The sequence below is a fragment of the Cyanobium sp. ATX 6E8 genome (assembly GCF_024346335.1).
GTDB lineage: Bacteria > Cyanobacteriota > Cyanobacteriia > PCC-6307 > Cyanobiaceae > Cyanobium_A.
Genome location: NZ_JAGQCT010000002.1, coordinates 154,389 through 179,028, shown reverse-complemented (window position 1 = coordinate 179,028; position 24,640 = coordinate 154,389). Strand labels below are relative to the sequence as shown.

The 24,640-nt window shown below is 65.9% G+C and carries 22 protein-coding genes; 3 read left to right on the top strand and 19 right to left on the bottom strand.

Going from position 1 to position 24,640, the window contains the following annotated elements; genetic code table 11:
* Positions 1-40: 40 nt before the first annotated feature.
* From KBY70_RS02985 to KBY70_RS02955, 7 genes are all read right to left on the bottom strand, one after another.
* Positions 41-1,219: an LptF/LptG family permease gene (locus KBY70_RS02985; RefSeq protein ID WP_254987322.1), complete on the bottom strand. Its 1,179-nt coding sequence runs from the start codon at positions 1,217-1,219 to the stop codon at positions 41-43.
* Positions 1,216-1,944: an LPS export ABC transporter ATP-binding protein gene (gene lptB / locus KBY70_RS02980; RefSeq protein ID WP_254987321.1), complete on the bottom strand. Its 729-nt coding sequence runs from the start codon at positions 1,942-1,944 to the stop codon at positions 1,216-1,218. The genes KBY70_RS02985 and lptB overlap by 4 nt, the downstream gene beginning before the upstream one ends.
* Positions 1,941-2,354: an LptA/OstA family protein gene (locus tag KBY70_RS02975; RefSeq protein ID WP_254987320.1), complete on the bottom strand. Its 414-nt coding sequence runs from the start codon at positions 2,352-2,354 to the stop codon at positions 1,941-1,943. The genes lptB and KBY70_RS02975 overlap by 4 nt, the downstream gene beginning before the upstream one ends.
* Before the next feature lie 77 nt (positions 2,355-2,431).
* Positions 2,432-2,833 (bottom strand): DUF309 domain-containing protein, encoded by a 402-nt coding sequence (locus KBY70_RS02970; RefSeq protein ID WP_409996008.1) that lies wholly within the window; start codon positions 2,831-2,833, stop codon positions 2,432-2,434.
* Positions 2,834-2,836: 3 nt separating this feature from the next.
* Positions 2,837-4,645, bottom strand: a complete 1,809-nt coding sequence (gene typA / locus KBY70_RS02965) for a translational GTPase TypA (RefSeq protein WP_254987319.1) — start codon at positions 4,643-4,645, stop codon at positions 2,837-2,839.
* 118 nt (positions 4,646-4,763) lie between these two features.
* Positions 4,764-7,316: a U32 family peptidase gene (locus KBY70_RS02960; protein ID WP_254987318.1), complete on the bottom strand. Its 2,553-nt coding sequence runs from the start codon at positions 7,314-7,316 to the stop codon at positions 4,764-4,766.
* Positions 7,316-7,945 carry a D-alanyl-D-alanine carboxypeptidase family protein gene (locus KBY70_RS02955; RefSeq protein ID WP_254987317.1) on the bottom strand — a complete coding sequence of 210 codons (630 nt, stop codon included), beginning with the start codon at positions 7,943-7,945 and terminating at the stop codon, positions 7,316-7,318. Before KBY70_RS02955 ends, KBY70_RS02960 begins: the two co-directional genes overlap by 1 nt.
* Before the next feature lie 294 nt (positions 7,946-8,239).
* On the opposite strand from KBY70_RS02955, the gene chlP reads away from it, so the two are divergent.
* Positions 8,240-9,634: a geranylgeranyl reductase gene (gene chlP, locus KBY70_RS02950; protein ID WP_254987316.1), complete on the top strand. Its 1,395-nt coding sequence runs from the start codon at positions 8,240-8,242 to the stop codon at positions 9,632-9,634.
* A 32-nt stretch (positions 9,635-9,666) separates the two neighbouring features.
* On the opposite strand, the gene glyS is transcribed toward chlP, so the two are convergent.
* Positions 9,667-11,832, bottom strand: a complete 2,166-nt coding sequence (gene glyS, locus KBY70_RS02945; protein ID WP_254987315.1) for a glycine--tRNA ligase subunit beta — start codon at positions 11,830-11,832, stop codon at positions 9,667-9,669.
* Between the two features lie 93 nt (positions 11,833-11,925).
* On the opposite strand from glyS, the gene sir reads away from it, so the two are divergent.
* Positions 11,926-13,680, top strand: a complete 1,755-nt coding sequence (gene sir / locus KBY70_RS02940) for a sulfite reductase, ferredoxin dependent (protein WP_254987314.1) — start codon at positions 11,926-11,928, stop codon at positions 13,678-13,680.
* Entirely contained in the window at positions 13,634-13,960 is a 327-nt protein-coding gene (locus KBY70_RS02935) for a hypothetical protein (RefSeq protein ID WP_143592839.1), read from the top strand. Before sir ends, KBY70_RS02935 begins: the two co-directional genes overlap by 47 nt.
* Here the strand turns inward: KBY70_RS02935 and KBY70_RS02930 are convergent.
* From KBY70_RS02930 to KBY70_RS02880, 11 genes are all read right to left on the bottom strand, one after another.
* Positions 13,918-14,646: a M15 family metallopeptidase gene (locus KBY70_RS02930; RefSeq protein WP_254987313.1), complete on the bottom strand. Its 729-nt coding sequence runs from the start codon at positions 14,644-14,646 to the stop codon at positions 13,918-13,920. The genes KBY70_RS02935 and KBY70_RS02930 overlap by 43 nt on opposite strands.
* Positions 14,647-14,667: 21 nt before the next feature.
* Entirely contained in the window at positions 14,668-17,178 is a 2,511-nt protein-coding gene (gene recG / locus KBY70_RS02925) for an ATP-dependent DNA helicase RecG (protein WP_254987312.1), read from the bottom strand.
* Positions 17,127-18,227: a hypothetical protein gene (locus tag KBY70_RS02920; RefSeq protein ID WP_254987311.1), complete on the bottom strand. Its 1,101-nt coding sequence runs from the start codon at positions 18,225-18,227 to the stop codon at positions 17,127-17,129. Before KBY70_RS02920 ends, recG begins: the two co-directional genes overlap by 52 nt.
* A 14-nt stretch (positions 18,228-18,241) precedes the next feature.
* On the bottom strand, positions 18,242-18,901 hold the full coding sequence (gene tsf, locus KBY70_RS02915; RefSeq protein ID WP_254987310.1) for a translation elongation factor Ts: 660 nt from the start codon (positions 18,899-18,901) through the stop codon (positions 18,242-18,244).
* 47 nt (positions 18,902-18,948) lie between these two features.
* On the bottom strand, positions 18,949-19,662 hold the full coding sequence (rpsB, locus tag KBY70_RS02910; RefSeq protein WP_094559589.1) for a 30S ribosomal protein S2: 714 nt from the start codon (positions 19,660-19,662) through the stop codon (positions 18,949-18,951).
* Positions 19,663-19,804: 142 nt separating this feature from the next.
* Complete coding sequence (locus KBY70_RS02905; protein WP_254987309.1) at positions 19,805-20,758, bottom strand: glycosyltransferase family 2 protein; 954 nt, start codon at positions 20,756-20,758, stop codon at positions 19,805-19,807.
* Between the two features lie 90 nt (positions 20,759-20,848).
* Positions 20,849-21,004, bottom strand: coding sequence for a hypothetical protein (locus KBY70_RS02900; RefSeq protein WP_006171625.1), 156 nt, complete (start codon positions 21,002-21,004; stop codon positions 20,849-20,851).
* A gap of 35 nt (positions 21,005-21,039) precedes the next feature.
* Complete coding sequence (locus KBY70_RS02895) at positions 21,040-21,768, bottom strand: DevA family ABC transporter ATP-binding protein (protein ID WP_094559587.1); 729 nt, start codon at positions 21,766-21,768, stop codon at positions 21,040-21,042.
* Positions 21,768-22,940, bottom strand: coding sequence for an ABC transporter permease DevC (gene devC / locus KBY70_RS02890; RefSeq protein ID WP_094559586.1), 1,173 nt, complete (start codon positions 22,938-22,940; stop codon positions 21,768-21,770). The genes KBY70_RS02895 and devC overlap by 1 nt, the downstream gene beginning before the upstream one ends.
* Positions 22,940-23,857 (bottom strand): HlyD family efflux transporter periplasmic adaptor subunit, encoded by a 918-nt coding sequence (locus tag KBY70_RS02885; RefSeq protein WP_233128464.1) that lies wholly within the window; start codon positions 23,855-23,857, stop codon positions 22,940-22,942. The genes devC and KBY70_RS02885 overlap by 1 nt, the downstream gene beginning before the upstream one ends.
* The gene (locus KBY70_RS02880) at positions 23,854-24,639 is read right to left on the bottom strand and encodes a phycocyanobilin:ferredoxin oxidoreductase (protein WP_409996007.1); all 786 of its coding nucleotides are present in this window, start codon (positions 24,637-24,639) and stop codon (positions 23,854-23,856) included. The genes KBY70_RS02885 and KBY70_RS02880 overlap by 4 nt, the downstream gene beginning before the upstream one ends.
* Position 24,640: the final 1 nt, after the last annotated feature.

Below are 24,640 nucleotides of genomic sequence, written 5' to 3'. Positions count from 1 at the left end.
CGCAGAAACCAGTGCCCAGTTTGGCGAATCACCGGCAACCTCAGCGGCTGGCCTGGCGCAACAGATACATGCCGGCACCCAGACCAATCACCACGGGCAGCCAGGCTGAGAAATAAGGCATGAGGATGCCCTTTACCCCTAGGGAACTGAACACGAAGGCCACGAGGTAGTAGCCGAAGATCAACAGCACACTGAGCCCAAACCCCTGGCTGCGGCTTCGGCGTGAGTGGGGTCGCACCCCCAGACTGCTGCCGATCAAGCCAAAGACCAGACACACGGCGGGGAAGGCGAATTTCTCCTGAATCCGCACCCTCAGCTTGCGGGCGCCCTGCAGATCACTGGCCTCGCGCAGCAGCCGTTCGGCGGTCCGGGCCTGACCGATCGTCATGGAGTTGGAATCCTTGGGCAGCTTGGCCACCTGCAAGGGCTGACTACCGAGCGGGTAGAGGTAGCGGTCGAAATCCGCTGACGTTGTGGAGCTGTTCGATCCCTCGGTAACACCAAACACATGGCCATCAAGGAATTCCCACTGGGCATCGGGCTCGCTCCAACGGGCCCGATCGGCACTGAGCAGCACCCGTTGATCCTGCCGCGACAGATCGAGCAGGGTGACCCGCTCCATCACGCCTTTGTTGAAGCGCTGGGCATAGAAGAAATGGGTCAGGCCCCGCTCGGTGCTGCCATCCGCAGCCTGAATCTCCCCGTATTTGGAGAACATCACGTTGTCCTTCTGCTCCCCGGCCACCGCCCTTCCGATGGCGCGGTTGAGGGTGTTTTTGGCCTCCAGCAGGGTGCGCGGCACGATGGCCTCGTTGAACGTGAAGGTGAGCAGGGTCATCACCAGAGCGACGGCCACCGCCGGCATCACCATCCGCCAGGTGGCCACCCCCACGCTGCGCAGGGCGGTCAGCTCACTGTTGCCCGAGAGCTTGAAGTAGGTGAGCAGGGTGGCCATCAGGGTGGCCATCGGGAAGGAGAGCACCAGAAACGACGGCAGCTCAAGCAGCAGCACCCGCAGCGCCACGTCGAGGGGCAGACCGGATTCGGCCACCCGCCGCACCAGTTCAAACACCGCTCCCACCGACAGGGAGACCGCTGTGAAGGCCGCGATGCCAAACACCAGCGGGCCGATCAACTCAGACAGCAGCCAGCGGTCGATCAGGGGCAGCCGGCCCCAGGGACGCAACAGCTGGCGGCGGAAGCGAAGGGTCCAGCTCATAGACGGAATGACTCGCCGAGATAATGACGACGCACCAAGGGGTCGGATCCCACCTCTTCGGAGCTGCCCGAAGCCAGGATGGAACCTTCGGAGAGGATGTAGGCCCGATCGGTGATGGCCAGGGTCTCACGCACGTTGTGGTCGGTGATCAACAGACCCATCCCCCGGTTCCGCAGCTGGTCGATCAACTGCTGCAGATCTGACACGGCGATCGGGTCGACCCCGGCGAAGGGCTCATCGAGCAGGAGGTAGCGCGGACCTTCCACCCCCACCGCCAGGGCCCGGGCCACCTCACAGCGGCGGCGCTCTCCACCGGAGAGCTGGTAGCCCTTGCGGTGCTGAAAGGCCGTGAGGTGGAAATCTTCAATCAAGCCCTCAAGGCGATCGCGACGCAGGTCAACCGGAGTGCCACTTTCCTGCAAGGCCAGGCTGAGGTTGTCACGCACGCTCAACTGACGAAACACGCTTGGCTCCTGGGGGAGGTAGCCGATGCCGAGCCGGGCCCGTTGGGGCATCGGCAACTGTTCAATTTCCAGGCCATCCAAGGACACCCGGCCGGAATCTGGACGCAGCAGACCTGTGACCAGTCCGAAGGTGGTGGTCTTGCCGGCGCCGTTGGGGCCCAGCAGGCCTACCACCTCACCGGGCTCGAGCTGCAGGGACACATGGTTCACCAACAACCGGCCGCTGATGGCCAGCACCACATCAACCAACTCCAGGCTCATGGCTGGGAACCCGGCTTCGGCTGCGGGGCATTGAGTCGGTAGTGGGTGATCACCTGGTCGCCTGGCGCTGGTTCAGCCACGATCCGCTCCCGCTCCACCAAAACCACCAGGCGCTCAGCCCGGATGCTGTGACCGGTGTCCTGCACCACATCGACATCGCCGCTGAGCACCACCCGCCCCTCGCGGCTGAAATATTGCGCCTGGCGTGCGGTTGCTACAACCCGTTGATCCGGATAGACGATGCGCACGTTGCCCGTGGCAGTCACGACGCCGGTGCTGTTGTCGGCTTTCTGCAGGTCGGACTCGATCGTGACCAGACCGCTGGTGGGGGTGATGACCCCAGGGGCGCTGGGCGGAAGATCGGCAGCTGCCGCGGACGCAGCCAAGGTCGCGCCGGCGAGGCACGCCATCAGGCGGGCCACCCCCGGGAGGGGCCACGGGCGCAGAAGGGATACGAGCAACAGCTGGGGCCCAAGAGGCTCTTGCATCAATCTACAGAGCAGTGCTGCGCTTGCGCCGCAAGCAATCTCGGCCACTCAAGCCCCTCCAGCGAGCGCTCCTCCTGCAGGGCCCGCAGCCGCTGGCTGGCGCACTCCCGCAGGGGAGTGAGGTTCAGACCCAGCGCCCCATCTGCAACGCCCTGCAGCCTGCCCAGCCCTTCGCCCATGAGGATCGTGGCTCCCCGCAGGTTGCCGCGATCGAGGTGCAGCTCTGCCACGGCGATCTGCAGGATGCCCTGGAGCACAGGCCGCATGGCTCCCGCCGTCTCATGCCAGAGGGCTTCAAAGCCGTCGTGGCAGGCGTACCAGTCGCTGGCATTGAACAGGGCGATGGCCTCCGCGAGACGCGGATCGGCCATCAACGCCTGTTCTTCGAGGTCGAGGGGCACCGATCAGCGCTTGGCTGCCTTTTTGGACGGCAGTTTGCGCAGACGGATCGATTCAGGGGTGACCTCCAACATCTCGTCAGGTCCGATGTACTCGAGGGCCCGCTCCAGGGTCATCTGGATCGGAGCCTGCAGAGTGTCGAGCACCTCAGCGCCTGCGGAGCGGATGTTTGTTACCTGCTTGGCCTTGCAGACGTTGAGTTCGAGGTCGGGCGGACGGTTGTGCTCTCCCACGATCATCCCCTTGTACACCTTGGTGCCTGGCGTGATGAAAAACTGGCCCCGGTCTTCCGCACCCTTGAGTGCATAGAAGGTGGCGGTACCCTCTTCAAACGCAATGAGCACACCGTTGCGACGGTTGTCCATGTCGCCCTGCATCGGGCGGTAATCGAGGAAGGAGTGGCTCATGATCCCCTCACCCCGTGTGGCGCGGATGAACTCGCCGCGGAAGCCGATCAGGCCGCGGGCCGGCACTACAAACTCCAGCTGGGTGCGGCCGTCGTTGGTGTTCTCCATGTTCTGCATCTCGGCCTTGCGCACGCCGAGCTTTTCGATGCAGGCGCCCACCGACTCCTCCGGCACATCGAGCACCAGGGTTTCGTAGGGCTCGGAAGGGGTGCCGTCGATGGTGCGGAAGATCACCTGGGGCTGGGACACCTGGAACTCGTAGCCCTCGCGGCGCATCGTTTCGATCAGGATGCCGAGGTGCAGCTCACCGCGGCCGCTGACGGCCCAGCGGTCGGGTGAATCGGTGTCTTCGACCCGCAGCGCCACGTTGGTGAGCAGCTCTTTCTGCAGGCGATCACGCACCTGGCGGCTGGTCACAAACTTGCCTTCCTTGCCGGCAAAAGGAGAGTCGTTGATGACAAAGGTCATCTGCAGGGTGGGTTCATCCACCCGGATCAGGGGCAGGGCTTCTGGGTGATCCGGGCAGGCGATCGTCTCGCCGATGTTCACCTCGTCAAAGCCGGCCACGGCCACCAGGTCGCCAGCGCGCGCTTCTTCAATCTCGACGCGCTGCAGGCCCTGGAAGCCGAGCAGTTTGCTGATGCGGCTACGTTTGATGCTGCCGTCATCGCGGATCAGGGCGGCGGGCTGGCCAGCCTTGATCGTGCCGTTGTGGATGCGGCCGATCATGATCCGGCCGAGAAAATCCGAGTAATCGAGAGTGGTCACCTGCAGTTGCAGGGGCTTCTCGGGATCCCCGACCGGCGGCGGAACGTGCCGCAGGATGGCTTCGAACAGCGGCAACATGTTGTCGCTTTCGGTTTTCATGTCTGGCTTGGCGTAGCCGCCCATGCCACTACCAAACAGGTAGGGGAAATCGCACTGGTCGTCGTCGGCGCCCAGTTCCAGGAACAGATCAAGCACCTTGTCGACCGCTACCTCAGGGTCGACCCGAGCCCGGTCAATCTTGTTGACGAACACGATCGGCCGCAGGCCCTTCTCCAGAGCCTTCTTGAGCACAAAACGGGTCTGGGGCATCGGGCCCTCGTTGGCATCCACGATCAGCAGACAGCCATCCACCATGCCCAGCACCCGCTCCACCTCACCGCCAAAGTCGGCGTGGCCAGGGGTGTCGACGATGTTGATGCGAATCCCGTCGTAATCAACAGCCGTGTTCTTCGACAGAATGGTGATGCCGCGTTCGCGCTCCAGATCATTGGAGTCCATCACACAGGTGGGAACCGCCTCTCCTTCGCGGAAAATGCCCGACTGGGTGAGCAGGGCATCCACCAGCGTGGTTTTGCCGTGGTCAACGTGGGCGATGATCGCAATGTTGCGAATGGGCGTGCCTGTGTGTGCGCCGCTCATATAAATAAGGTCCTACTGAGTACTTGATGGCCGTACGTTTTAAGTACGTTGACTTGAAGTTTATGTAGACGGAACGGGATGCGGAACGTTTACGAAGACTCGAAGCCAGCTCTCAACTCTATCCCACGCCCTTGCCGCTTCTGAGGCTGCCGCGGGTCACACCGAGGCGGCTGTCGAGCTGCTCCCGCTGCCACAGGCTGCGGCCGCTGATCTCGCCGCGCAGCGCAGCGGCGTATTGCTCGACCCGCTGACGGGCTTGGGCCGACGATTCCTGCAGCAGTTCGAGTCGCAGGTGGCGCACTCCGCCACGCTGCAGCTGGGGGAGGGCCTCGGCGGCAGTTTGGGCTTTGCCGTTAAACAGCGTGTTGCGGCAACCGAGATCGGCCAGCAGGGGGTGCTCGCTGCCGCTGCGATCCCGCAGCACCACGGTGTGCTGCTCACATGGGCGACCGCAATCGGTGTGGTCGTGGCCCTCCGAAAGGAAGGCGCAGAACAGGCAATGCTCCATGTGAAACAGGGGCATGTGCTGATGCACCGTCACCTCCACCCGCTCAGGTGGGCAGCCCTGGAGCAAAGCCAACAACTGCGGCAGATCCAGGTCGTAGCTGGCGGTGATCCGCTGCAGGCCCCAGCGTTCAAGAAACCAAGCCGCGGTGAGCGGATTGGCAACGTTCAGAGAAAAGTCACCGCTGCAGGGGGCCAGGGGTGTGAGGGCTTCCAATTGATCGGCATTGCGCACCAGGTAGCCATCGGGGCGAGCCCGCAGCAGCGGCTCGAGCGTCCAGCGTTCATCCGGTCGGGTGATGCGCGGACCCGCAAGCCAGATGCCCTGGGGCCAGCAGCCCCGGCCGATCGCCACTGCCTCCCGCAGCTCAGCGGGTTGGTCGAGGTCGGCGATCACCGCCGCCACCGGTTGATCTCGCAGGGCTCGCAGCTGCTCCAGCGTGCGAACCAGAACAATCAACGCGGGGCCTTGATCCACACCCGCCGGAGTTATTTCGCGCGGCTCGACGGCAGCCAGCTGCTGCAGAACAGACTTGAGATCGGCGCAGGGTTCAGACGGCTCGCCCGATCCAGCCAGCCCGGGATTGCGCTCCAGCGCCGCCAGCTGATCCACCAGCTCACGCCGCAGCTGGTTGAGCTGGGCCATGGGCAGAAACAGATCGCCATCGAGCGCGAGCTCCAGGCCCTGCAGGGTCCAACAGGTGCCGCCGAGCCGGCCAAGCTGGGCCTCAAGACGCTCCCGGTTGAGAGGCTGACCGGTGGAGGGCTGCAGCGCTGAGGCAGAGCGCAGCACGAGGCAGCCGGTGCAATCGGGCGGCAGGCCCTCGGCTGTGAGCACCCGCACCTCGAGGGGTTGACCCACCTGACCGCTCACTTGAATGTGCAGCAGCCGGCTTCGCTCCGGCACTGTCTGGCTGGCCAGCCGCTGCCAATGGCGCTCCAGGCTGGGGTCACTGGTGAGCCAGCAGGGGCTGCCGGGCCGGAAGCCAAGGCCGTCGACCCGGCCAGGCCCCAGCCGAATCGCCAGGCGCTGGCCCGGCCGCTGCTGCACCGCCATCACCCGGCCCCCCACCTCCAACGGGGCCTCCAGTGGTGCGGCACCAGCAGCTTCAAACACGAGCCCATCGCCGGGCTTGAGGGCCTCGCGGGTGTCCACGATCCACCATCCCCCCTGGGGATCCCAGTGCTCGAGCATGCCGATCCGGGGCCCCCGCTTCTTGCTCCAACAGCCATGCACCAGGGCCCGGTGGTTGATGCCCGCCAACCAACCGGTGGAGAGCCCCCGCGAGAAGCTCAGTTCCAGGGAGCGGCGTTGCTCGGAGGGCATGGCGCCTGGGTTGCTGCCCGCGGCGAGCCGATCGAGGTTCTGGCGGTAGGCATCGGTGACGGCCGCCACGTAGCTGGCGTCCTTCAGGCGCCCCTCGATCTTGAGGCTGGCAATCCCGATCGCCTGGAGTTGGGGCAGCAGCTCCCAGGCCGCCAGATCCTGGGGTGAGAGCAGATAGCGCTGGTCGTGCAGGTCGCGCTCCTCGCCATCCACAATCAGCTGATAGGGCAGGCGGCAGGCCTGGGCGCATTCACCCCGATTGGCACTGCGCTGGCCGAGGGCTTCGCTGGTGAGGCATTGGCCCGAATAGGCCACGCACAGGGCCCCGTGCACGAAAACCTCCAGCGGCATGGCCAGCTGGCGCTGCTGAAGCTGGTGCTGCAGACGCCCCAGGTCGGCGAGGGTCAGCTCGCGGGCCAGCACCACCCGCTCACACCCCAGCGCGGCGGCCTGGGCCACGCCGGCGGCGCTTGTGATCGACATCTGAGTCGATCCATGGATTGCCAATTGCGGCGCCACGGCTTGGGCCAGACGGGCCAGGCCGATGTCCTGAACAATCAGCGCATCCACCCCCGCCGCTGCAGCCGACTGCACCAACGCGGCGGCTTCGTCCAGTTCGTCGCTGAACACCAGCACGTTGACAGTGAGGAAACCTTTGACCCCGCGCTGGTGCAGCCAGTGCATCACCTCCGCCAGTTCGGTGAGCCGAAAGTTGGCCGCACGCATGCGGGCGTTGAAAGCCTCCACACCGAAATAAACGGCATCGGCACCGTTGGCCACCGCGGCCCGCAGCGCCTCCCAGTTGCCCGCCGGTGCAAGCAGTTCGGGAACGGGCACCATCAGCGGGCCAACCGCTGGGCCGGCTCAAACACCTGGAGTGCCTCGGCGCTGCCTTCAAAGCGCCAGTGCCAGGGCTCATAGCTCACCCCCTGGGCGTTGCCGCGGGGAAAGGAGAGCGTGAAGTGATATCGGGCCGCATGGGCTTGGAGCCAGGCAAACGCCTCGGTTTGGTCGAAGGCGGGGGAGAGGTTGGTGGCCGGAGCGCGACCGTCACCCAGATCGACCGCATAGCCGGTGCTGTGCTCGGAAAAGCCTGGAGGAGCACTGACCATCGCCCGCTCGCGGGCACTTTGATTGCGCTCGGATTTCACGTCGAAAAACAGTTCGTTCTGGAGCGTGATCGAGCGGAAGGCACTCAGCACCACCAGCTCGACCCCACGGCTGGCCGCATCCCGCTGCATGGCCAAGAGGGCGGCGGCGGCGTCTCGGTGCAACATCAGGCCTGGAGCCACCGCCACCTGGTCGGAGGGGGGCAGTTCCGTATAGGGGAAATGGCCCAGCAGCCTCCCATCGGGGCCCGTGCGGGCATTCAGGCCCTTGACCGGCTGCGGCGCCAACAGACCCTGCAGGGGCTGGGGCCGCCACAACAGCAGCACAACCAAACCCAGCAGGAGCGACCCGGTGGCCACCGTGAGCCGAAAGAGCCACCGGTTGGCCGGGGCTCCTTGGCGCGCAGAGCGGTGCGCAACAGGAATGTCGTCCAGGCCGCCTGCCTGGGACAACCCATCCTGGCCAGGTGGGCGCCTCTTGGGGCTACTAAGGGGATTGCGACGGGTCACGCGGGTCCCCTGCCTGGCACCAATCAACAGCCCTAGGAATGGGAGCAGTAAAGATCCTAGGCGGGGCGTGCGGATTGGCCATCAACAGGCCGCTCAACAGTGTTAGCTTCCCAGCCGCATCCTTCCTGGCGGAGCGGTTTTCCGATGTTGCGTGTGGCAGTGGTGGGTGGCGGCCCCAGTGGTTCCTGTGCGGCCGAAGTGCTTGCCAAGGCCGGCATCAAAGCCTGGATCTTTGAGCGCAAGCTCGACAATGCCAAGCCCTGTGGCGGGGCGATTCCCCTCTGCATGGTCAGCGAGTTCGACCTGCCGGAGTCGATCATCGACCGCAAGGTCCGCAACATGAAAATGATTTCTCCCTCCAACCGGGAGGTGGACATCAACCTCGATAACGCTGACGAGTACATCGGCATGTGTCGGCGGGAGGTGATGGACTCCTTCCTGCGCGACCGCGCCGCTGATCTGGGCGCTCACCTTGTGAACGGTCTGGTCACCAAGATCGACACGGGCGCCAACCGCCAGGGCCCGTACACCCTCACCTACTCCGATTACGCCTCAGGTGAGGCCACCGGCGAAACCAAGACCCTCGAAGTGGATCTGATCGTGGGCGCCGATGGCGCCAACAGCCGCGTGGCCAAGGCCATGGATGCCGGCGACTACAACGTGGCCATCGCCTTCCAGGAGCGGATCAAACTCCCGCCCGAAGAGATGAAGTACTACGAGACCCTCGCCGAGATGTACGTCGGCACAGACGTCTCTCCCGATTTCTACGCCTGGGTCTTCCCCAAGTACGACCACGTGGCCGTGGGCACCGGCACGATGCAACAGAACCAGGGGCTGATCAAAAGCCTGCAGGAAGGCATCCGTGAGCGGGCCAAGAAGCGCCTGGTCAACGGCGAAGTGATCAAGGTGGAAGCCCATCCGATTCCTGAGCATCCCCGCCCGCGGCGGGTGGTGGGCCGCATGGCCCTAGTGGGTGATGCCGCCGGCTATGTGACCAAGAGCTCGGGCGAAGGCATCTACTTCGCAGCCAAGAGTGGCCGGATGTGCGCTGAGCAGATCGTTGAGGCCAGCGCCGGTGGCACCAAGGTGCCCAGCGAGGCAGACCTCAAGAAGTACCTCAAGAAGTGGGATCGCCAGTACGGCGCCACCTACAAGGTGCTGGAGCTTCTGCAAAACATCTTTTACCGCAACGATGCGGCCCGGGAAGCCTTCGTGGAGATGTGCGATGACAAAGACGTGCAGCGCCTCACTTTCGACAGCTACCTCTACAAGCGGGTGGTGATGATGAATCCCTGGCAGCAACTGAAGCTCACCCTGCTCACCCTGGGTTCGGTGCTTCGCGGCAACGCTCTGGCGCCCCAGGGCTACAAGCCTGTCGACAGCGCCGTGCGGGATGAGGCTGAAGTCAACGCCATGCTTGCCGTGAGCACGATCAAGGGCGGCATCAAGGTGCGTAACCAAGCCAGCAAGCCTGATCAGGCATCCAGTACCAAGGCCGATCAGGAGCCCGAGCGGGAACCCGTTCTGGCCGGCCAGTAGGACCTACGGCCCCTCAAGGGTGTCTGTGGCCCTCAACCGCTGATGCGGCTGAAATCGGCCAGCACGTTGGCCTGATTGCGCAGCACCGCCAAAAGATTGAGCCGGTTTTCGCGTACCGCGGGATCCTCGGCCAGCACCATGACGCTCTGATCACCGTCAAAGAAGGCCGCCAGGGCATCCGATCCGGCTGAGAGACCACGAGCCAGCTGTGCGTAGCGGTCGCTCGATGGGCGTGTAGCGATCGGCTCAAGTTCGTTGAGCACTGCAAGCATGCCGACCTCACTCGACTTCTCGAACAGGGCCGGTTGGACCACGCCTGCGGCGCTTAGCACCGTGGTGCCGAGATCTGCCTGCTCCGCCAGGCGGGCAGCGCGGGTCACGACCGCCTGCACGGCGGCCAGCTCACCCCGCTCCCTCAGCTCGGCCAACAGAGCCACCCGTTGGCGGGCATCCTCAGGATCCCCGAGCACCCGCCCCAGCGGCACCGAGGAGCCCGCTGCAGCCTTCACCAGGTCGCTATCGAAGCCCTCCTCCTCGAGCAGGCTCACCAGCCGTTGGCGCAGGAATTCGGCCAGCTCAGCGGCCAGGGCCTCCCCATCGACACCGCAGTGGGGCAGCAACTGGGCCCAATGCAGGGCGGAGCGGTGCAGCAGAGACAGCAGATCGAGCCGCCAGCCGCGATCCCAGAGGATCTGCAGGAGCCCCTGGGCGGCCCGCCGCAGGGCATAGGGATCGGAGGAGCCTGTGGGGCGCTCCCCCTTGGCGTAGATGCTCAGCAGCAGCTCCAGCCGCTCAGCCAGGGCCACCACGGCCCCGGCAGCAGAAGTGGGCAAGGCATCAGCGGCGCCGCGGGGCAGGTAATGCTCCAAAACGGCCAGGCCAACCTCGCGGGGCTCCCCCTCCGCCACCAGATATTTGCCGCCCATCACACCCTGCAGCTCGGGGAATTCCCCCACCATCTGGCTCACCAGATCGTGTTTGCAGAGATGGGCGGCACGGCGGGCATGGTCGCCACAGCCGGCGGGCAGGTCTAGTTGCTCCAGCAGCACGTCGGTGCACCACTCCAGACGCTCGGTGCGGTCGAGCAGGGATCCGAGACCTGCGGCGAAGGTGACGCGGGAGAGCTGATCACGGCGATCGATGCTGGCCACGGCCCTGTCGGCCCGCACAAAAAACTCAGCGTCAGCCAATCGAGCCTTCAGCACCCGCTCATTGCCGCGGGCCACGGTGACGGCCGCCTCGGGAAGCGCGTTGCTGATGAACAGGAACCGGGGCAGCAGACTGTCGCGGGCATCGAGGGCCAGGGGATCGCTGGCGCGGCCTTGGCGATAGAGGGGCACATAGCGCTGGTGGGCCCGCATCACGGTGCTGAGCACCTCGGCTGGCAGGGCCAGGTAGTGGGCATCGAACTGGCCTTCCAGCAGCGATGGGGATTCGACCAGATCGATCAGCTCATCAAACAGCTCCTCGGGGAGATCCGCATCGGCAGCCTGGGCGGCCGCCGCCGTGGTGACGGCCTGGTGAATCAGGGCACCGCGATGCCCGCGATCCACAGTCACGCCGGCCGCCGCCAAAGCGGCTACGTAACCCTCCGCATTGGGAATGGACACCGCATCGGTGTGTAGGCGATGCCCCCGGCTGATGTTGCCCGCCGCCACCAGCGGGTCGCTGCCAGGCAGGGTCACGGCGAGCGGAGTGGCATCCAGCAGGGCCACGAGCCAGCGCACCGGCCTGGAGAAGCGGATCTCCCCCTCCCCCCAGCGCATGAAACGTCGCCCCTGGAGCGCTTCGATCCATTGCGGAATCTGGCCCGCCAGCACCTCCGCTGCGGGTCGCCCAACCTCGCGGCAGCGGGCAAATACAAACGGTCCTTTTGGGGTGTCGCGAATCTCCAGAGCTTCAGCGGCCACGCCACAGCGTTTGGCAAACCCCAGGGCCGCTGGCGTGGGCTTGCCTTCCTTCCAGGCCTGGGCTTTAGGGGGGCCCTTGCGATCTTCCTTCAGATCCGGCTGGCGCTCCGGCAGCCCGGCCACCGTGACCACCAAGCGGCGCGGCGTGCTGGTGCAACGGATTGCATCAAAGCGAAGCCTCAACCCGTCGAGATCCTTCCGCACCAGTTGCTCCAACTGGGGCAAGGCCAGCCGGGCAAAGTCGGCGGGAAGTTCCTCAGTGCCGATTTCGAGCAAAAAGGTCGACACGGGTGGCAGGCGAGACAGCGCGACTGTATTGAACGCTGTTCGCTAACTTCGGTGTCGTGCCGAGCCTTGAGTCAGGACCCGATGCCCCAAGTCATGCACGGCTCCGATGCCAAGGCCTCTTCTGACAAGGCCCCATCAAAATTTGAACAGCTCAAGGCCGGTAGCGGTCACCTGAAGGAACCGCTGCTCACCGAACTTGGCAACGACGCCCCGAACTTCACGGACAGCGCCGTCCAGATCCTGAAGTTCCACGGCAGTTACCAACAGGACAACCGCGAACATCGCGTCAAAGGCCAGGACAAGGACTGGCAGATGATGTTGCGCCTGCGCAACCCGGGTGGGCGGGTTCCGGCGCCGCTTTATCTCGCTATTGACGAGCTCTCTGATCGCCTGGGTAACGGCACCCTGCGGGCCACCACCCGCCAAGCCTTCCAGATGCACGGCGTCCGCAAGGACAACCTCAAGGAGGTGATCGGCACGATCGTGCGTCATCTCGGCTCCACCCTGGCCGCCTGCGGTGACATCAACCGCAATGTGATGGCACCGGCGGCACCGTTTGAGAAGGGCGGCTACCCGGCGGCACGCCAACTGGCCGACGAGATTGCCGACCTGCTCGCCCCCCAGGCTGCGGAAGGCTCTTACCTCGATCTCTGGGTGGATGGTGAGCTCAGCTACCGGATCAAGCCCAGCGCTGCCGTCACCAAAGTGAAGGCACGTCAGCACGACGGACGTGTGTTCAGCGGCGACGCCGCTGAACCCCTCTATGGCGACACCTATCTGCCGCGCAAGTTCAAGGTGGCTGTCACCGTGCCCGGCGATAACTCGGTGGACCTGCTCACCCAGGACATCGGCCTGGTGCTGTTCTGCGATGCCCAGGGCCAGCCCCAGGGCTGCAACGTGTACGTGGGCGGTGGCATGGGCCGCACCCACAACAAAGAGGAAACGTTCGCCCGCACGGCCGACCCGCTGGGCTATGTGGCCGCCGAACACGTGCTGGATCTGCTCCAGTCGATCGTGGCGCTGCAACGCGACCATGGCGACCGGGAGCAGCGCCGTCATGCGCGCATGAAATACCTGATCCACGACCGTGGTGTCGCCTGGTTCCGCCAGGAGCTGCAGGCCCGTTACTTCGCCCATCCGATCAAGGGCATGCGGCTGGAGCCCAAGGCCAAGCTCGAGGATTACCTCGGCTGGCACCGCCAAAGCCGTGGCTTGTGGTTTGTCGGCCTTCCTGTGCTCTGTGGCCGCCTCTCCGGCACCGTCAAGAGCGGCCTGCGCCGGATCATCGACACCTACAAGCTCGAGGTGCGCCTCACCCCCAACCAAGACCTGCTGCTCTGCAACATCGGTGTGGCCCAGCGCTCCAGCGTGCGCGATGAGCTGGCGGCTCTCGGCTTTGAATCGCCCGAGAGTCCCGCCCCCTTGGCGCGCCATGCCCTGGCCTGCCCGGCGCTGCCCCTTTGCGGCCTGGCGGTGACAGAAGCCGAGCGCATCCTGCCCGAGGTGCTGGAGCGGCTCGAGGCGCTGATGCAACGGCTCGGCATCACCAAATCGGTCTTGGTGCGCATGACCGGCTGCCCCAACGGCTGCGCCCGCCCCTACATGGCCGAGATCGGCCTGGTGGGGAGCGGCGTCGATCAATACCAACTCTGGCTGGGTGGAACCCCCAACCTCAGCCGCCTGGCGGAGCCCTATCTCGAGAAGATGCCCCTGGAGGCCCTGGAAGCCACGCTTGAGCCCCTGCTGCAGGCCTGGCAGAGCGCCGGAGGGCGCCGCAGCCTCGGTGATTTCGTGGTCAAGAGTGGCCGCCACCCCGTGCAGCAGTGGCTCAGCGCGGGGGCTGGGTGATCAGGCCCCTGCTCGCCGTGGCCCTGGGTTCGGCGCTGCTTACCCCAGTGGCCTTGAGCCAGGGCCGCCACCAACCGGAACCGCCCCCTCCAGGCCCACCGTCTACGACCCCGATCGCACCACCTGCGATGCGGAGCGCATTCGAACGGCGTTTCAGCAACAGTTGCAGCCCTATGCCGACCAGAGCCCAGCCGTGCTCGCCCGCCTGCGGCAGTTGCTGACCGCCCAGCAGGCTGATCAGCTGGCCAGGGAGCTGGCGGCCTCGCCAATCCGGCCATAACGGGCCTGCCCTTCGCTACGGCGCCAGGCCCAGAGTTGATCGCCCCAGCTGAAGTGCCACCACTCGTTGGGATGCTGCACGAAGCCTGCTCCGGCCATCACCCGGGCTAAGCGTTGGCGACGCCCATGCCAGAGGGCCTCAGCACCGTTGGGATCCGCCAGGGCTGCCTCCGCGTAGAACTCCGGCTCCGATACAGGGCCAATCGCATCGATCTCGCCCCCCATCTCCAGCGGCATCCCTGAGACATCCGCCAGGGTGAGGTCGACAGCCGCCCCGGTGCTGTGGGGGGGCGGTGTCGCCGGATTGTTACTCGGCGGGGCCCAGAAGCGCCCCACCTCGGTGATCACGCGGTCGCGCACAGGGGAGGGCTGATCGGGATTGACACCAGCACGGGCGCACTCCTGCAGCACGGCATGGCGCACCATGAAGCGCTGCACGGCCAGGGGCCGCCAGGCATCAAAAATCGCCAGGCGGCACTGGGGCTGGGCCTGCCGGAGGGCGTGCTCGGCCTGGAGTAGCCGCTCCACCACACTGCTGCGCAGCTGGAAAGGATTCCCGTGGGCCCCATAGGGCGCTCCGAGGCTGACGTAGGGATGGGGCTGCAGCCGCCACAACTGCGGCGGCAGCCCCACCAGTGGCTCCCCGGCCTCCACGATCGGAATCGGACTCCAGGGTCGCAGGGCCATAACAGGAAGGGAAGGGGTTGATCAGTTGAGCCGGGCCGCCTGATCCATCTGGCGGCGACGCTGCTCTGCCAGGGCCTGGGCGAGCCCAGGATGCTGTTGCAGATTGGGGTCGGTGGCGGTGATCTGCCTGGCCAGGTCGCGGGCCTCTTCGAGCACCGCACCGTCTTCGGTGAGGCTGGCCAAGGCCAGATCGGGCAGGCCACTCTGGCGGGTGCCGAGCACCTGTCCAGGCCCCCGCAGCCGCAGGTCCATCTCGGCGATCTCGAAACCATCACTGGAGCGCACCAGCACCTCCAGCCGCTGCCGGGCCAGCACGTTGCTGCTGTCGTTGATCAACAGGCAATGGGATGCAGCAGCTCCCCGGCCGACGCGGCCGCGCAACTGGTGCAGCTGGGCCAAGCCGAAGCGCTCGGCGTGTTCGATCACCATCACGCTCGCCTCGGGTACATCCACACCCACCTCCACCACCGTGGTGCTGACCAGCACCTGACATTCACCGCGGGCAAACGCGCCAATGGCGGCCTGCTTGTCGGCGCTGTTAAGCCGTCCGTGAAGCAGACCCACGCTGAGCTCGGGAAATTCCTCCTCACTCAGTTGCCGGTGCACCTCCACGGCGGAGCGCAGCTCGAGTTTCTCCGAGTCCTCCACCAGAGGCAGCACCACGTAGGCCCGCTGGCCCAGGGCTACCTGCTCGCGGATCAGGCCATAGGCCTGCTGGCGCTGGCTGCCCTTGATCAGGTGGGTGCGGATGGGCTGGCGGCCTGGCGGCAGCGCATCAATCTGGCTGACATCCAGATCGCCATGCAGCGAGAGCGCCAGCGTGCGCGGGATCGGGGTAGCCGTCATCGTGAGCAGGTGGGGCTGCAGGCCCTTGGCCAGCAGGCGGTTGCGCTGGCGAACCCCGAAGCGGTGCTGCTCATCCACCACGACCAGACCCAGGCGATCAAACTGCACCGGGTCTTCAAGCAGGGCGTGGGTGCCCACCAGCAGCTGCAGCTGGCCATTGGCGAGGTCCTGGAGCAACTGCCGGCGCCTCGGGGCCGGCGTGGAGCCGGTGAGCAGCGCCGAGGTGACGTGCAGCTGGGGCAGCCATTCCGCCAGCTTGCGGTAGTGCTGTTCCGCCAACACCTCGGTGGGCGCCATCAACGCCCCCTGGCAGCCGGCTTCGATGGCGGTGAGCAGGGAGGCCAGGGCGACGACGGTTTTGCCGCTACCCACATCCCCCTGCACCAGCCGAGCCATCGGCTGGTGGCGAGCCAGATCGGCGCGGATTTCTGCCAGCACCCGCTCCTGGGCGCCGGTGAGCGCGAAGGGCAGGATTGCCAGGAAGAATTGCACCAGGCCCTCACCCCCGGCGGGCAGGGCCAGGGGCGGGGCAGGGCGCTGGCTGAGCTGGCGTCGCCGCTGGGCCAGGCCCAGTTGCAGCAGCAGAAACTCATCGAACACCAGCCGGCGGCGGCTGGCCTGGAGTTGCTCCTGGCTGGCCGGCGCGTGGATCTGGGTGAGTGCCTCGGAGCGGGTGATCAGCCCCTGGCTGCGGCGCAGGCCTTCGGGCAAAGGATCGGGCCAGCGGCGCAGCACCGGCAGCACCGCCTCCACCACCTGACGCAAGCGGTCGGCCCCCAGGCCTTCGGTGAGCCCATACACCGGCAGCAGGCGACCGATCGTTTCGGAGCGCACCGGCGCCTGGGGCGAGTCCAGCACCTCCATCAGCGGGTCCTGGAATGCCGGGCCATAGGGGGTTTCTTTGACCAGGCCACTCACTGCCACCGTGGCGCCCACTGGAAACAGACGTTGTTGGGATTTCAGCCAACCTGGGCTGGAGAAACGCTGGCCGGCAAAGAACCGGCTGACCCGAATCCGCCCGGTGCAGTCGACCAGATGCAATTCCAGGATCGAGAGATTGGGGTTGCGCGGGCTGGCAAAGGCGTGACTGCGGCGCACCGTGGCGACAATGGTGGCCGTGCGCCCCGGCTCCAAGCCACTGATCCGCACGAGGTTGGCGTAGTCGAGGTAGTCGCGGGGGTAGTAGTGCACGAGGTCGCGCACCACCCAGAGCCCAAGCTGGGCCAGCCGTGCCGCCGTTTTGGGGCCGACGCCGCGGACCTCCGAGAGCGGCGTGTCGGCCGTGAAGTCCGCCGCGCCTGCGCTGGGCGTGGTTCCGGGTGCACTGGACACCAGGCGCAGCCGCGGTGGGGCCACCGCCAACACCGGGCGCTGAGCCTGGCGCAAGGCATGCAGGCGCTCGCGGCACTGCCGCACCAGCGACTGGCGCCGTGCCAGCGAGAGTTGGCTGTAGGTGTCGAAGCCCGCCTTCAGCTCAAGGATCCGCTGCAGTGGCTCGTCCGGGAGATCAGCAGGTCGCTCCCGCAGCTGCTGAATCACAAAAGCACTGAAGCGGCTATGGCGGCCCTTGAGATCAATGAAGCCACGATCCGCCTCCACCTGCAGCGCCTGCTGCAGGGTGCGCAGCCAGGCCTCTAGGTCGGGGGCAGCGGGGGTGTCTGGGCTGGGTTGATGTCCTGCAGCCACAGCTGTTCCGCCTCAAGCGCCTGAACGCGCCGCTGGATGCGGCGATAGTGCTGGGCCATTCTGCGCACCTCCTGCCGGTGTTGCTGAATCCGGGTGCGGCAGGTGCGCAGTTTGGGAAGCGCCAACTCCAGATCATCCGGTCGCAGCAGCACCGTCATGGTCTCCAACCGCGCCGGGCCCGCATCGGGGCCAAACGGCAAGGGCAGCCGCAGCAGGTTGGCCGGAGCCTCCAAGGTATCCAATTGACCAGCCAACACGGCATCCAGCAGGCTCACCGGCAGCAGGGTGCGGCTGAGCCCAAGCCGCAACAGCTCCACGTTGAGGGCATGGGAAAGATTGCGCAGCCGGCGGCTGAGGGCCAGCTCAAAACCTGCGATCCAGGCCATCAGCAGGGCCGGTTCGCTCGGCAACGAGCCACCATCCCAGGGGGTGGGAGCCCGGGGCGGGGACTGCTCGAGCCATTCACTGAAGGCTTCGGCCATGGCCTGCATGGCTGAGTCCTGCTCACCCTCCTCCCCTGGATCCGTATCGGCCGCGTCGGACGCAAGCGAAGGTGCTTGGGGCGCTGACGATATGGCAAAGCTGGAGGTGGGAAGAAAATCAGCTCCGATCGGCAATGCCAATCCGAGATGCACCGAACCGTGCGGCGGCTGGTCCGATTCGTCCGCATCGGCCAAAGACTCGCTGGGTTCGCCCTGCTCAAGGGCCTCCAGCAGACGGCTGCGCCGCCGCTGACGCTGACGATGCTGTTCCCGCGCCATCTGGGACGCCAGGTGGGCCAGATGTTCCACCGTGAGCAGGCTGGTGGCCCGCTGAACCAGGCTGCGGAGACGCCGATGCAACACCTGCCGCTGGGAAGCATCCAGCTCGAGGTAGCGATCGGGATAGGCCTGAGTCGCCAAATGAAAGCAGGCCTGTTGAACGGTGTTCAACAGGCCATCACGCAGCACCTGGAGGTAGAGGGCCAGGTGCCGATACAGCTGCGGGTTGGAGGCCGACAGCTGGGTTTCCAGATCCGTGAGCTGCTGGCGGGCAGCCTCCAGCACCATCACAGGGGGGGCGCTCAGGCTGGCTGGGTCATGGCCGCCACTTCCGCGGCGAAGTCGGCCTTCTCCACCTCGATGCCTTCACCCAGGGTGAACCGGGTGAAGCGGCGCACCTGAATGTTTTCGCCCACTTTGCCGGCCACCTGCTTGACCATCTCGGCCACGGTGACAGAGCTGTCCTTGATGAAGGGCTGGTCCAGCAGGGCCAGCTCCTTGAGTCGCTTGCCGATACGGCCTTCGACGATCTTGACCTTCATCTGGTCGGGCTTGCCGGCCAGGTCGTCACGACCCATCTCAATGGACTTCTCGCGCTCGGCCACCTCGGCAGGGATCTGATCCACGCTGACGTATTCGACCCCAGGGCAGGCCGCGATCTGCATGGCCACGTTGCGGAGCAACTCCTGGAAGCCCTCGCCGCGGGCGACGAAGTCGGTTTCGCAGTTGACCTCCACCAGTACGCCCACGCGGGCACCGGTGTGGATGTAGCTGCCGATGGCTCCTTCAGCAGCGGTGCGGCCGGCCTTTTTCTCGGCGGTGGCAATGCCCTTCTGGCGCAGCCACTCGGTGGCCTTGGTGGCGTCGCCGTCGCACTCCGACAGCGCCTTCTTGCAGTCCATCATCCCTGCGCCGGTCTTGTCGCGCAGTTCTTTAACCAGCTTTGCCGAAATCTCAGCCATGGAGGGTATGGGGTACGGAATTCAGAGAGAAATGGGCAGGGGCGAAATCAGCCTTCGTCGTCACGGCCCTGGTCCTGGGCACCGTGGCGGCCTTCGTTGATGGCGTCCGCCAGGCGTCCGAGCACCAGTTGCACCGAGCGCACAGCGTCGTCGTTGCAGGGGATGGGCACGTCGCAGAGGTCGGGATCGCAGTTGGTGTCGAGCATCGACACCAGGGGGATATCGAGCTTGCGGGCCTCGAGCACGGCGTTGGTTTCACGGCGCTGGTCCACCAGCACCACCACGTCGGGCAGCCGACGCATGTTCTTGAGACCGCCGAGATACTTCTGCAGGCGCTCCAGCTCGCGGCGCAGCACTGCAGCTTCCTTCTTGGGACGCATGGCAATGGCGCCGGAGCTCTCCATGCGCTCAAGATCCTTGAGCCGGTCGATGCGGGCGCGCATCGTGGTCCAGTTGGTGAGCATGCCGCCTAGCCAGCGCTGGTTGACGTAGGAGGCTCCACAGCGGGTGGCTTCCAGGGCAATCACCTCGGAGGCCTGCTTTTTGGTGCCAACAAACAGAAAGCGCTTGCCGCTGCGCGCGGCACTGCGGGTCCACTTGTAGGCGTTGTTCATGCAGACGGCGGTCTGCACGAGATCAATGATGTGAACGCCGTTGCGCGCGCAATAGATGTAGCGCGACATCTTGGGATTCCAGCGGCGCGTTTGGTGCCCAAAGTGGGCACCCGCCTCCATCATTTCGGCGAGTGTGACAACAGCCATGGTTTGGTTGGGGGTTTCGGGTTTGCCTCCACCTGCCAGGGATCTCGAGCCGCCCAGCCAGCCAAGAGGGGCCGGTGGGGTGAAGCGCTCAGATCACCCGAAACACGCAGGTGTGCGGGGTGAATGGAACCCCAGCACCCTATCAAACGGGCCTGCAGGCCTGGCTTGTGGCCGCAAGGGCCCGGGCTTCGGCATACAGAGCGCGTACCCCCAGACGGTTCAGGGGCAGCCGCAACAGCTCCATCGCCAGACCGGGGTGGCCGCAACGGATCAACCAAGCCAGCAGGGGGCGCAGGCTGCGCTCATTGAGCAGGCCCCCCAGGGTGACTAGCTCCCAGAGCAGCCGGTGCAACCAGGTGTACTGAATGATGAATCGCACCCGCCGGGTGGGGTGCTTCAAATAGAACACCAATCCCATTTTGGCCCGCTCCCGCTCGACCCGGATCAGGTCGGGGATCCGCTCCAGCCGCAGAGCCGGGTGCCAGTGATAACCCACCGCCTCAGGGCAGCGCACCAGCGCAACACCCAGACTCCGCAACCGCTCCCCCAGCTCCAGATCCTCCCAGCCATACAGGCGGAAGCGCGTGTCGAAAAGGCCGGCTTGCTCCAGCAAGGTGCGATCGATCGCCACATTGCCGGTGGCGAAATAGGCAAACGACACGTCCTGCAACTTGTGGGGCTCGCTGGTGGGAGTGTCGAAGTTGGCGGTATTGATCACCGCGCCATAGGTGAAACAGCGGCGATCGCCCCGCCTCGTCCAGTGCTGCTCCAGGGCCTGAGCGTGACAGCGCAGAAAACTGGGGGTGACCACCAGGTCGCTGTCGATGAAAACAATCACCTCACCCTGGGCCTGCTGCACCCCTCGGTTGCGCCCTTCAGCAGGACCACCGTGTTCCTGCTGGATCAGCCGGATATGGGGCAATTCGGCCGCATGCCCCCGCAGCCAGGCCACCGTGTCATCGGTGGAGCCGTCGTCAACAAGCACCACCTCGTAGCCGGAGATCGGCGCAGCTAGCTCCTGGGCCTCCAGGGCCCGCAGGCACTTCTGCAGGATCGGCAGGCGGTTGTAGGTGGGGATGACGACGCTGAGGAACATCGGAACCGCCGGGAGAGATTGAGCCGAGTGGTCGTGAACAGCAAAAAGGGGACCCCGCAGGATCCCCCCAGCAACGCGTCAAAGCGCTGATCAGTCTGCAGCGCCGCCGTTGTTGGCCGTGCCGGTCACACCGTTGCCAGCCCCTTCACCACGGCCGTCGTTGCGCAGCTTGCGCTTCTTGAACTTGCGCGCGTAGGCGCGGTTACGCTCCTGTTTTTCTTTCTTGAGATTCCTGCGCTTGGCCATGCGTACGGCAACGGGGAGAGATGCGAATCCTCACCCTACTCAATGGGCCTGGCCCCCTGGCAGAGCTGGCCATCCTCCATCTGCACCAGCCGGTCGGCCACATCGAGAATGCGGGGATCGTGAGTCACCATCAGCACACCGCAGCCCTGTTCCCGCGCCAGGCCTTTGAGCAGATCCACCACCTCCCGTCCGCTGCGGGAATCGAGGGCCGCGGTGGGTTCATCGGCCAACAGCAACTGGGGCCGGGCCGCCAAAGCTCGGGCAATCGCCACCCGCTGCTTCTGGCCGCCCGAGAGATCGTGGGGCAATTTGTTCAGGTGATCGCCAAGCCCCACCGCGCGCAACCATTCGCGAGCGCGATCGCGGCGGGCCCGATAACCCAATCCCGGCAGCAGGTCGGCACCCATTTGCACGTTCTGCTCGGCGCTCAGGCAGCGCAGCAGGTTGTGACCTTGAAAAATCATGCCGATCCGGCGACGCAGACGCTGGCGGGAGGCTCGCCCCGCGCCGTGTAGCTCTTCGCCAAACACCCGCACCGAGCCCTGCTGCACCTGGCGCAGGGCTCCCACCAGGGTGAGCAGGGTTGTTTTGCCGCATCCGGAGGGGCCCGTGAGCAGCACCACCTCACCGGGAGCAATGGCGAGATCCACCGACTGCAACACCTGCCGTTGCATCGAGCCGGCCCCATACCAGTGGCTCAACCCGGCCACCTGCACCACGGTGCCCGATGCAGCAGGCCCACTCTCCAGACGATCCAGATCCATCAGAAGATTTCCGCCGGATCGGCGTCGGCGAGCCGGCGCATCGCCAGGGCCGCCGAGCCCATGCACATCACCAGGATCATGGTGAACACGGTCAGGGCCCGGGTCGTGTTCATCGTGACCGGCAGCTGGGTGGCGTTGCGCACCAACCAATAGAGGCCCTGGCCGGCTGCGTAGGCCGGCAGGTAGCCGAAGGTGGCGAGCAGCAGGCCTTCACGGGCCACCACCCCAAGCAGGCTGGGCAGGCGATAGCCCATCGCCATCAACGTGGCGTATTCCGGCAGGTGATCACTCACGTCGGAATAGAGGATCTGATACACGATCACGCAGCCCACCACGAATCCCATCGCAGCGCCCAGCGTGAAGATGAAGCCAATCGAGGTGCTGGTGCGCCAATAGTTCTGCTCGAAGGCGATGAAGCCCTCCTTGGTGAGGACGGTGACATCGGCTGGCAAGCGCTGCCTGAGCCGCTCCACCACCGCAGCCGGATCGGAGCCCGGCTGCAGCCGGATCAGCCCCACCTCGATGCTGCCCGGAGGGGTGTTGGGCAGCAGCTTCAGATAGGTCTCGTGGCTGGTGAGCAGGTTGCCGTCGGCCCCGAAGGACGTGCCCAGACCCACGAGCCCCGCCACTCGCACCCGCTGGCCGCCGATTTCGCTTTCCACCGTGCGGCCGCTGCGAAACCACTCCGCCACCGGACCGAACTCGGGCCTGGAGCGCTCGTCGAACAGAACGCGACCCCGGTCTTGGAGCAGCTTGGCCTTGGGCGCCAGGGAGGGATCGGTGAACAGGGGATCACCCGGTTCAAACCCGAGGGTGAGGATCGAACGGGTGCCGCGGGTTTCCGGGTTGCGCCAGAGCAGCAGATTCCAGTGCACCGGCGTGATCCCCTCCACAGCGGGGTCGGCCATGGCCTGCACGAGCCGACGCCTGGGAAACCCTGCCATGCTCACCGAGCTGCTGGAGCGCGGGCTGATCAGCACCAGGTCGGCGTCAAAGAGCCGATGGATCGTGACGCTGGCGTCGAACAGCCCGTCGCGAAAGCCCAGCTGCATGAACATCAAAATGCCGGCAAAGGCGATGCCGGCCAGGGCCACAAGCAGGCGCACCGGCTGCCGCGTCAGCAACAGCCAGGCCAGCGGAATGCGCCGGCCCTGCCAGAGGCGACCCAGCATCAGCGACCGAGCCGGGCGATCACCTTCAGGCCGGTAAGGTCGCGAACCCGCAGGCTGTCGGTGGGAGTGAGCGCCACCCGCACCTCCACCACGCGGGCATCGGCATCACCGGTGGGATCGGTGGAGAGCACCGAGCGCTGCCGCACCTGGGGGCTGATCCGAATCACCTCTCCGCTCAAGTTGCCCTGGAATCCGCCGTTCTCACTGATCAGGGAGACGGGCTGGCCCAGGCGCACCCGGTCGATGTCGCTCTCATAGACCTCCACCAGCGCTTGCATTCGGTCGCTGGCCCCGAGTTCGAGCACGCCCTTGTCGGCAGGCCGCTCGCCCACCCGGGCATGGAGTTTCAACACCGTGCCGGCGATGGGTGCCCGCAGTTGGGTGAGCAGCAACTCCGCCTTCACTTTCTCGCGCTCGGCCCAGGCCTCGGTGCGGGCCCCTTGCAGCTCGAGCAGGGCGGTTTCGCGGGTGTCGAGCTCACCACTGGGAATGGCACCGGAGCGGCTCAGCTGGCGATAGCGGCTGATGTCGCGGGTCTGCACCTGCAGCCGGGTGTCGAGGTTGCGAATCCGGGCCTCGAGCAACCGCTGCTGGGCCAGCAGGCTGGGTGCCGTATCAAAACGGGCCAGGAGTTGGCCGCTCTGCACGGTGTCGCCTTCCTCCACCAGCAACTGCGTGATGCGGGGGCTGCCACCAATGCCACTGATCGGGGCGGCCAGCAACCGCACATCTCCGGCGGGTTCGAGCCGGCCCAGAGCTGCAACGGCCTCAGGCGGGCGAGGCGACTGGGAGGCAGCTGTGGCGGGGATGGGCGTTGGACGCTGCTGGCGACTGACGGCCAGCCCCCCCAGCACCACCACCACGGCGACACCAGCCAGCCACCACAGCCGCGGCACCCGCTGAAGGGTCCGTTTCACGGAGCCGGCGGATCGTCGAACAGCAGTTCCTCGATGTAGCGGTCGGCCCAGGCGGGGTTGAAGGCCTTCTCCAGCACCCGGCGGGTCTTGTCGTTTTGTTTCTGCTGCTTGCAATACCGGAGCTGCCCCTGCCAGCGCTCAACCGTAGCCGGATGGTCTGGGTCCTGAGGCGCGGCGGCGGCGATGGCATCGCCCAACACAGCCAAAACGCTGCTCACCTCATCGACAAAAGCCTTCTCCTCCTCGGGGCTGGTGGGGCGCACAAAGCGCACAAAGGGCGAAAAGATCGATCCCCATCCGGGCAGCTCCCGCTCCTGGCTGTAGGAGGGGCGAGGCCGGGCGGTCAATGCGGCAGCAATGCCCACTGGCAGCTCCCCCAGCACCGGCGAGAGATCGACGATGGCAGCCGACACCCCGGCTGGACCCGCCACGATGTCGGCGCCAAACACCGGCAGATCGAAGCGGGGGTCGGGGAACATCACGCAGTGCAGGATCTTCAGCCCCGCGCCGAGGCGCGCCGTCTCCAGGTGCAGTTTGCGCAACCCTCGGCACTGGCGCAGCTCGTTGCGGATGAACAGGGCATCGCCATCGAGACTGCCGCTGATCGCCTCCAGCTCCGGATCCACCGCCAGGGGGGCCAGCTCGGGCAGGGTTTGCCACCACTGGCGCATCCGCTCGGCCAGGGCATCGACCAGTGGGTGGATACCGGAAGCCTGGGAGGAAGCGGGGGCGGAACTCACGGCAGGGGGTGCAGCCAGCAGAATGCAGATCCTGCCACGCATC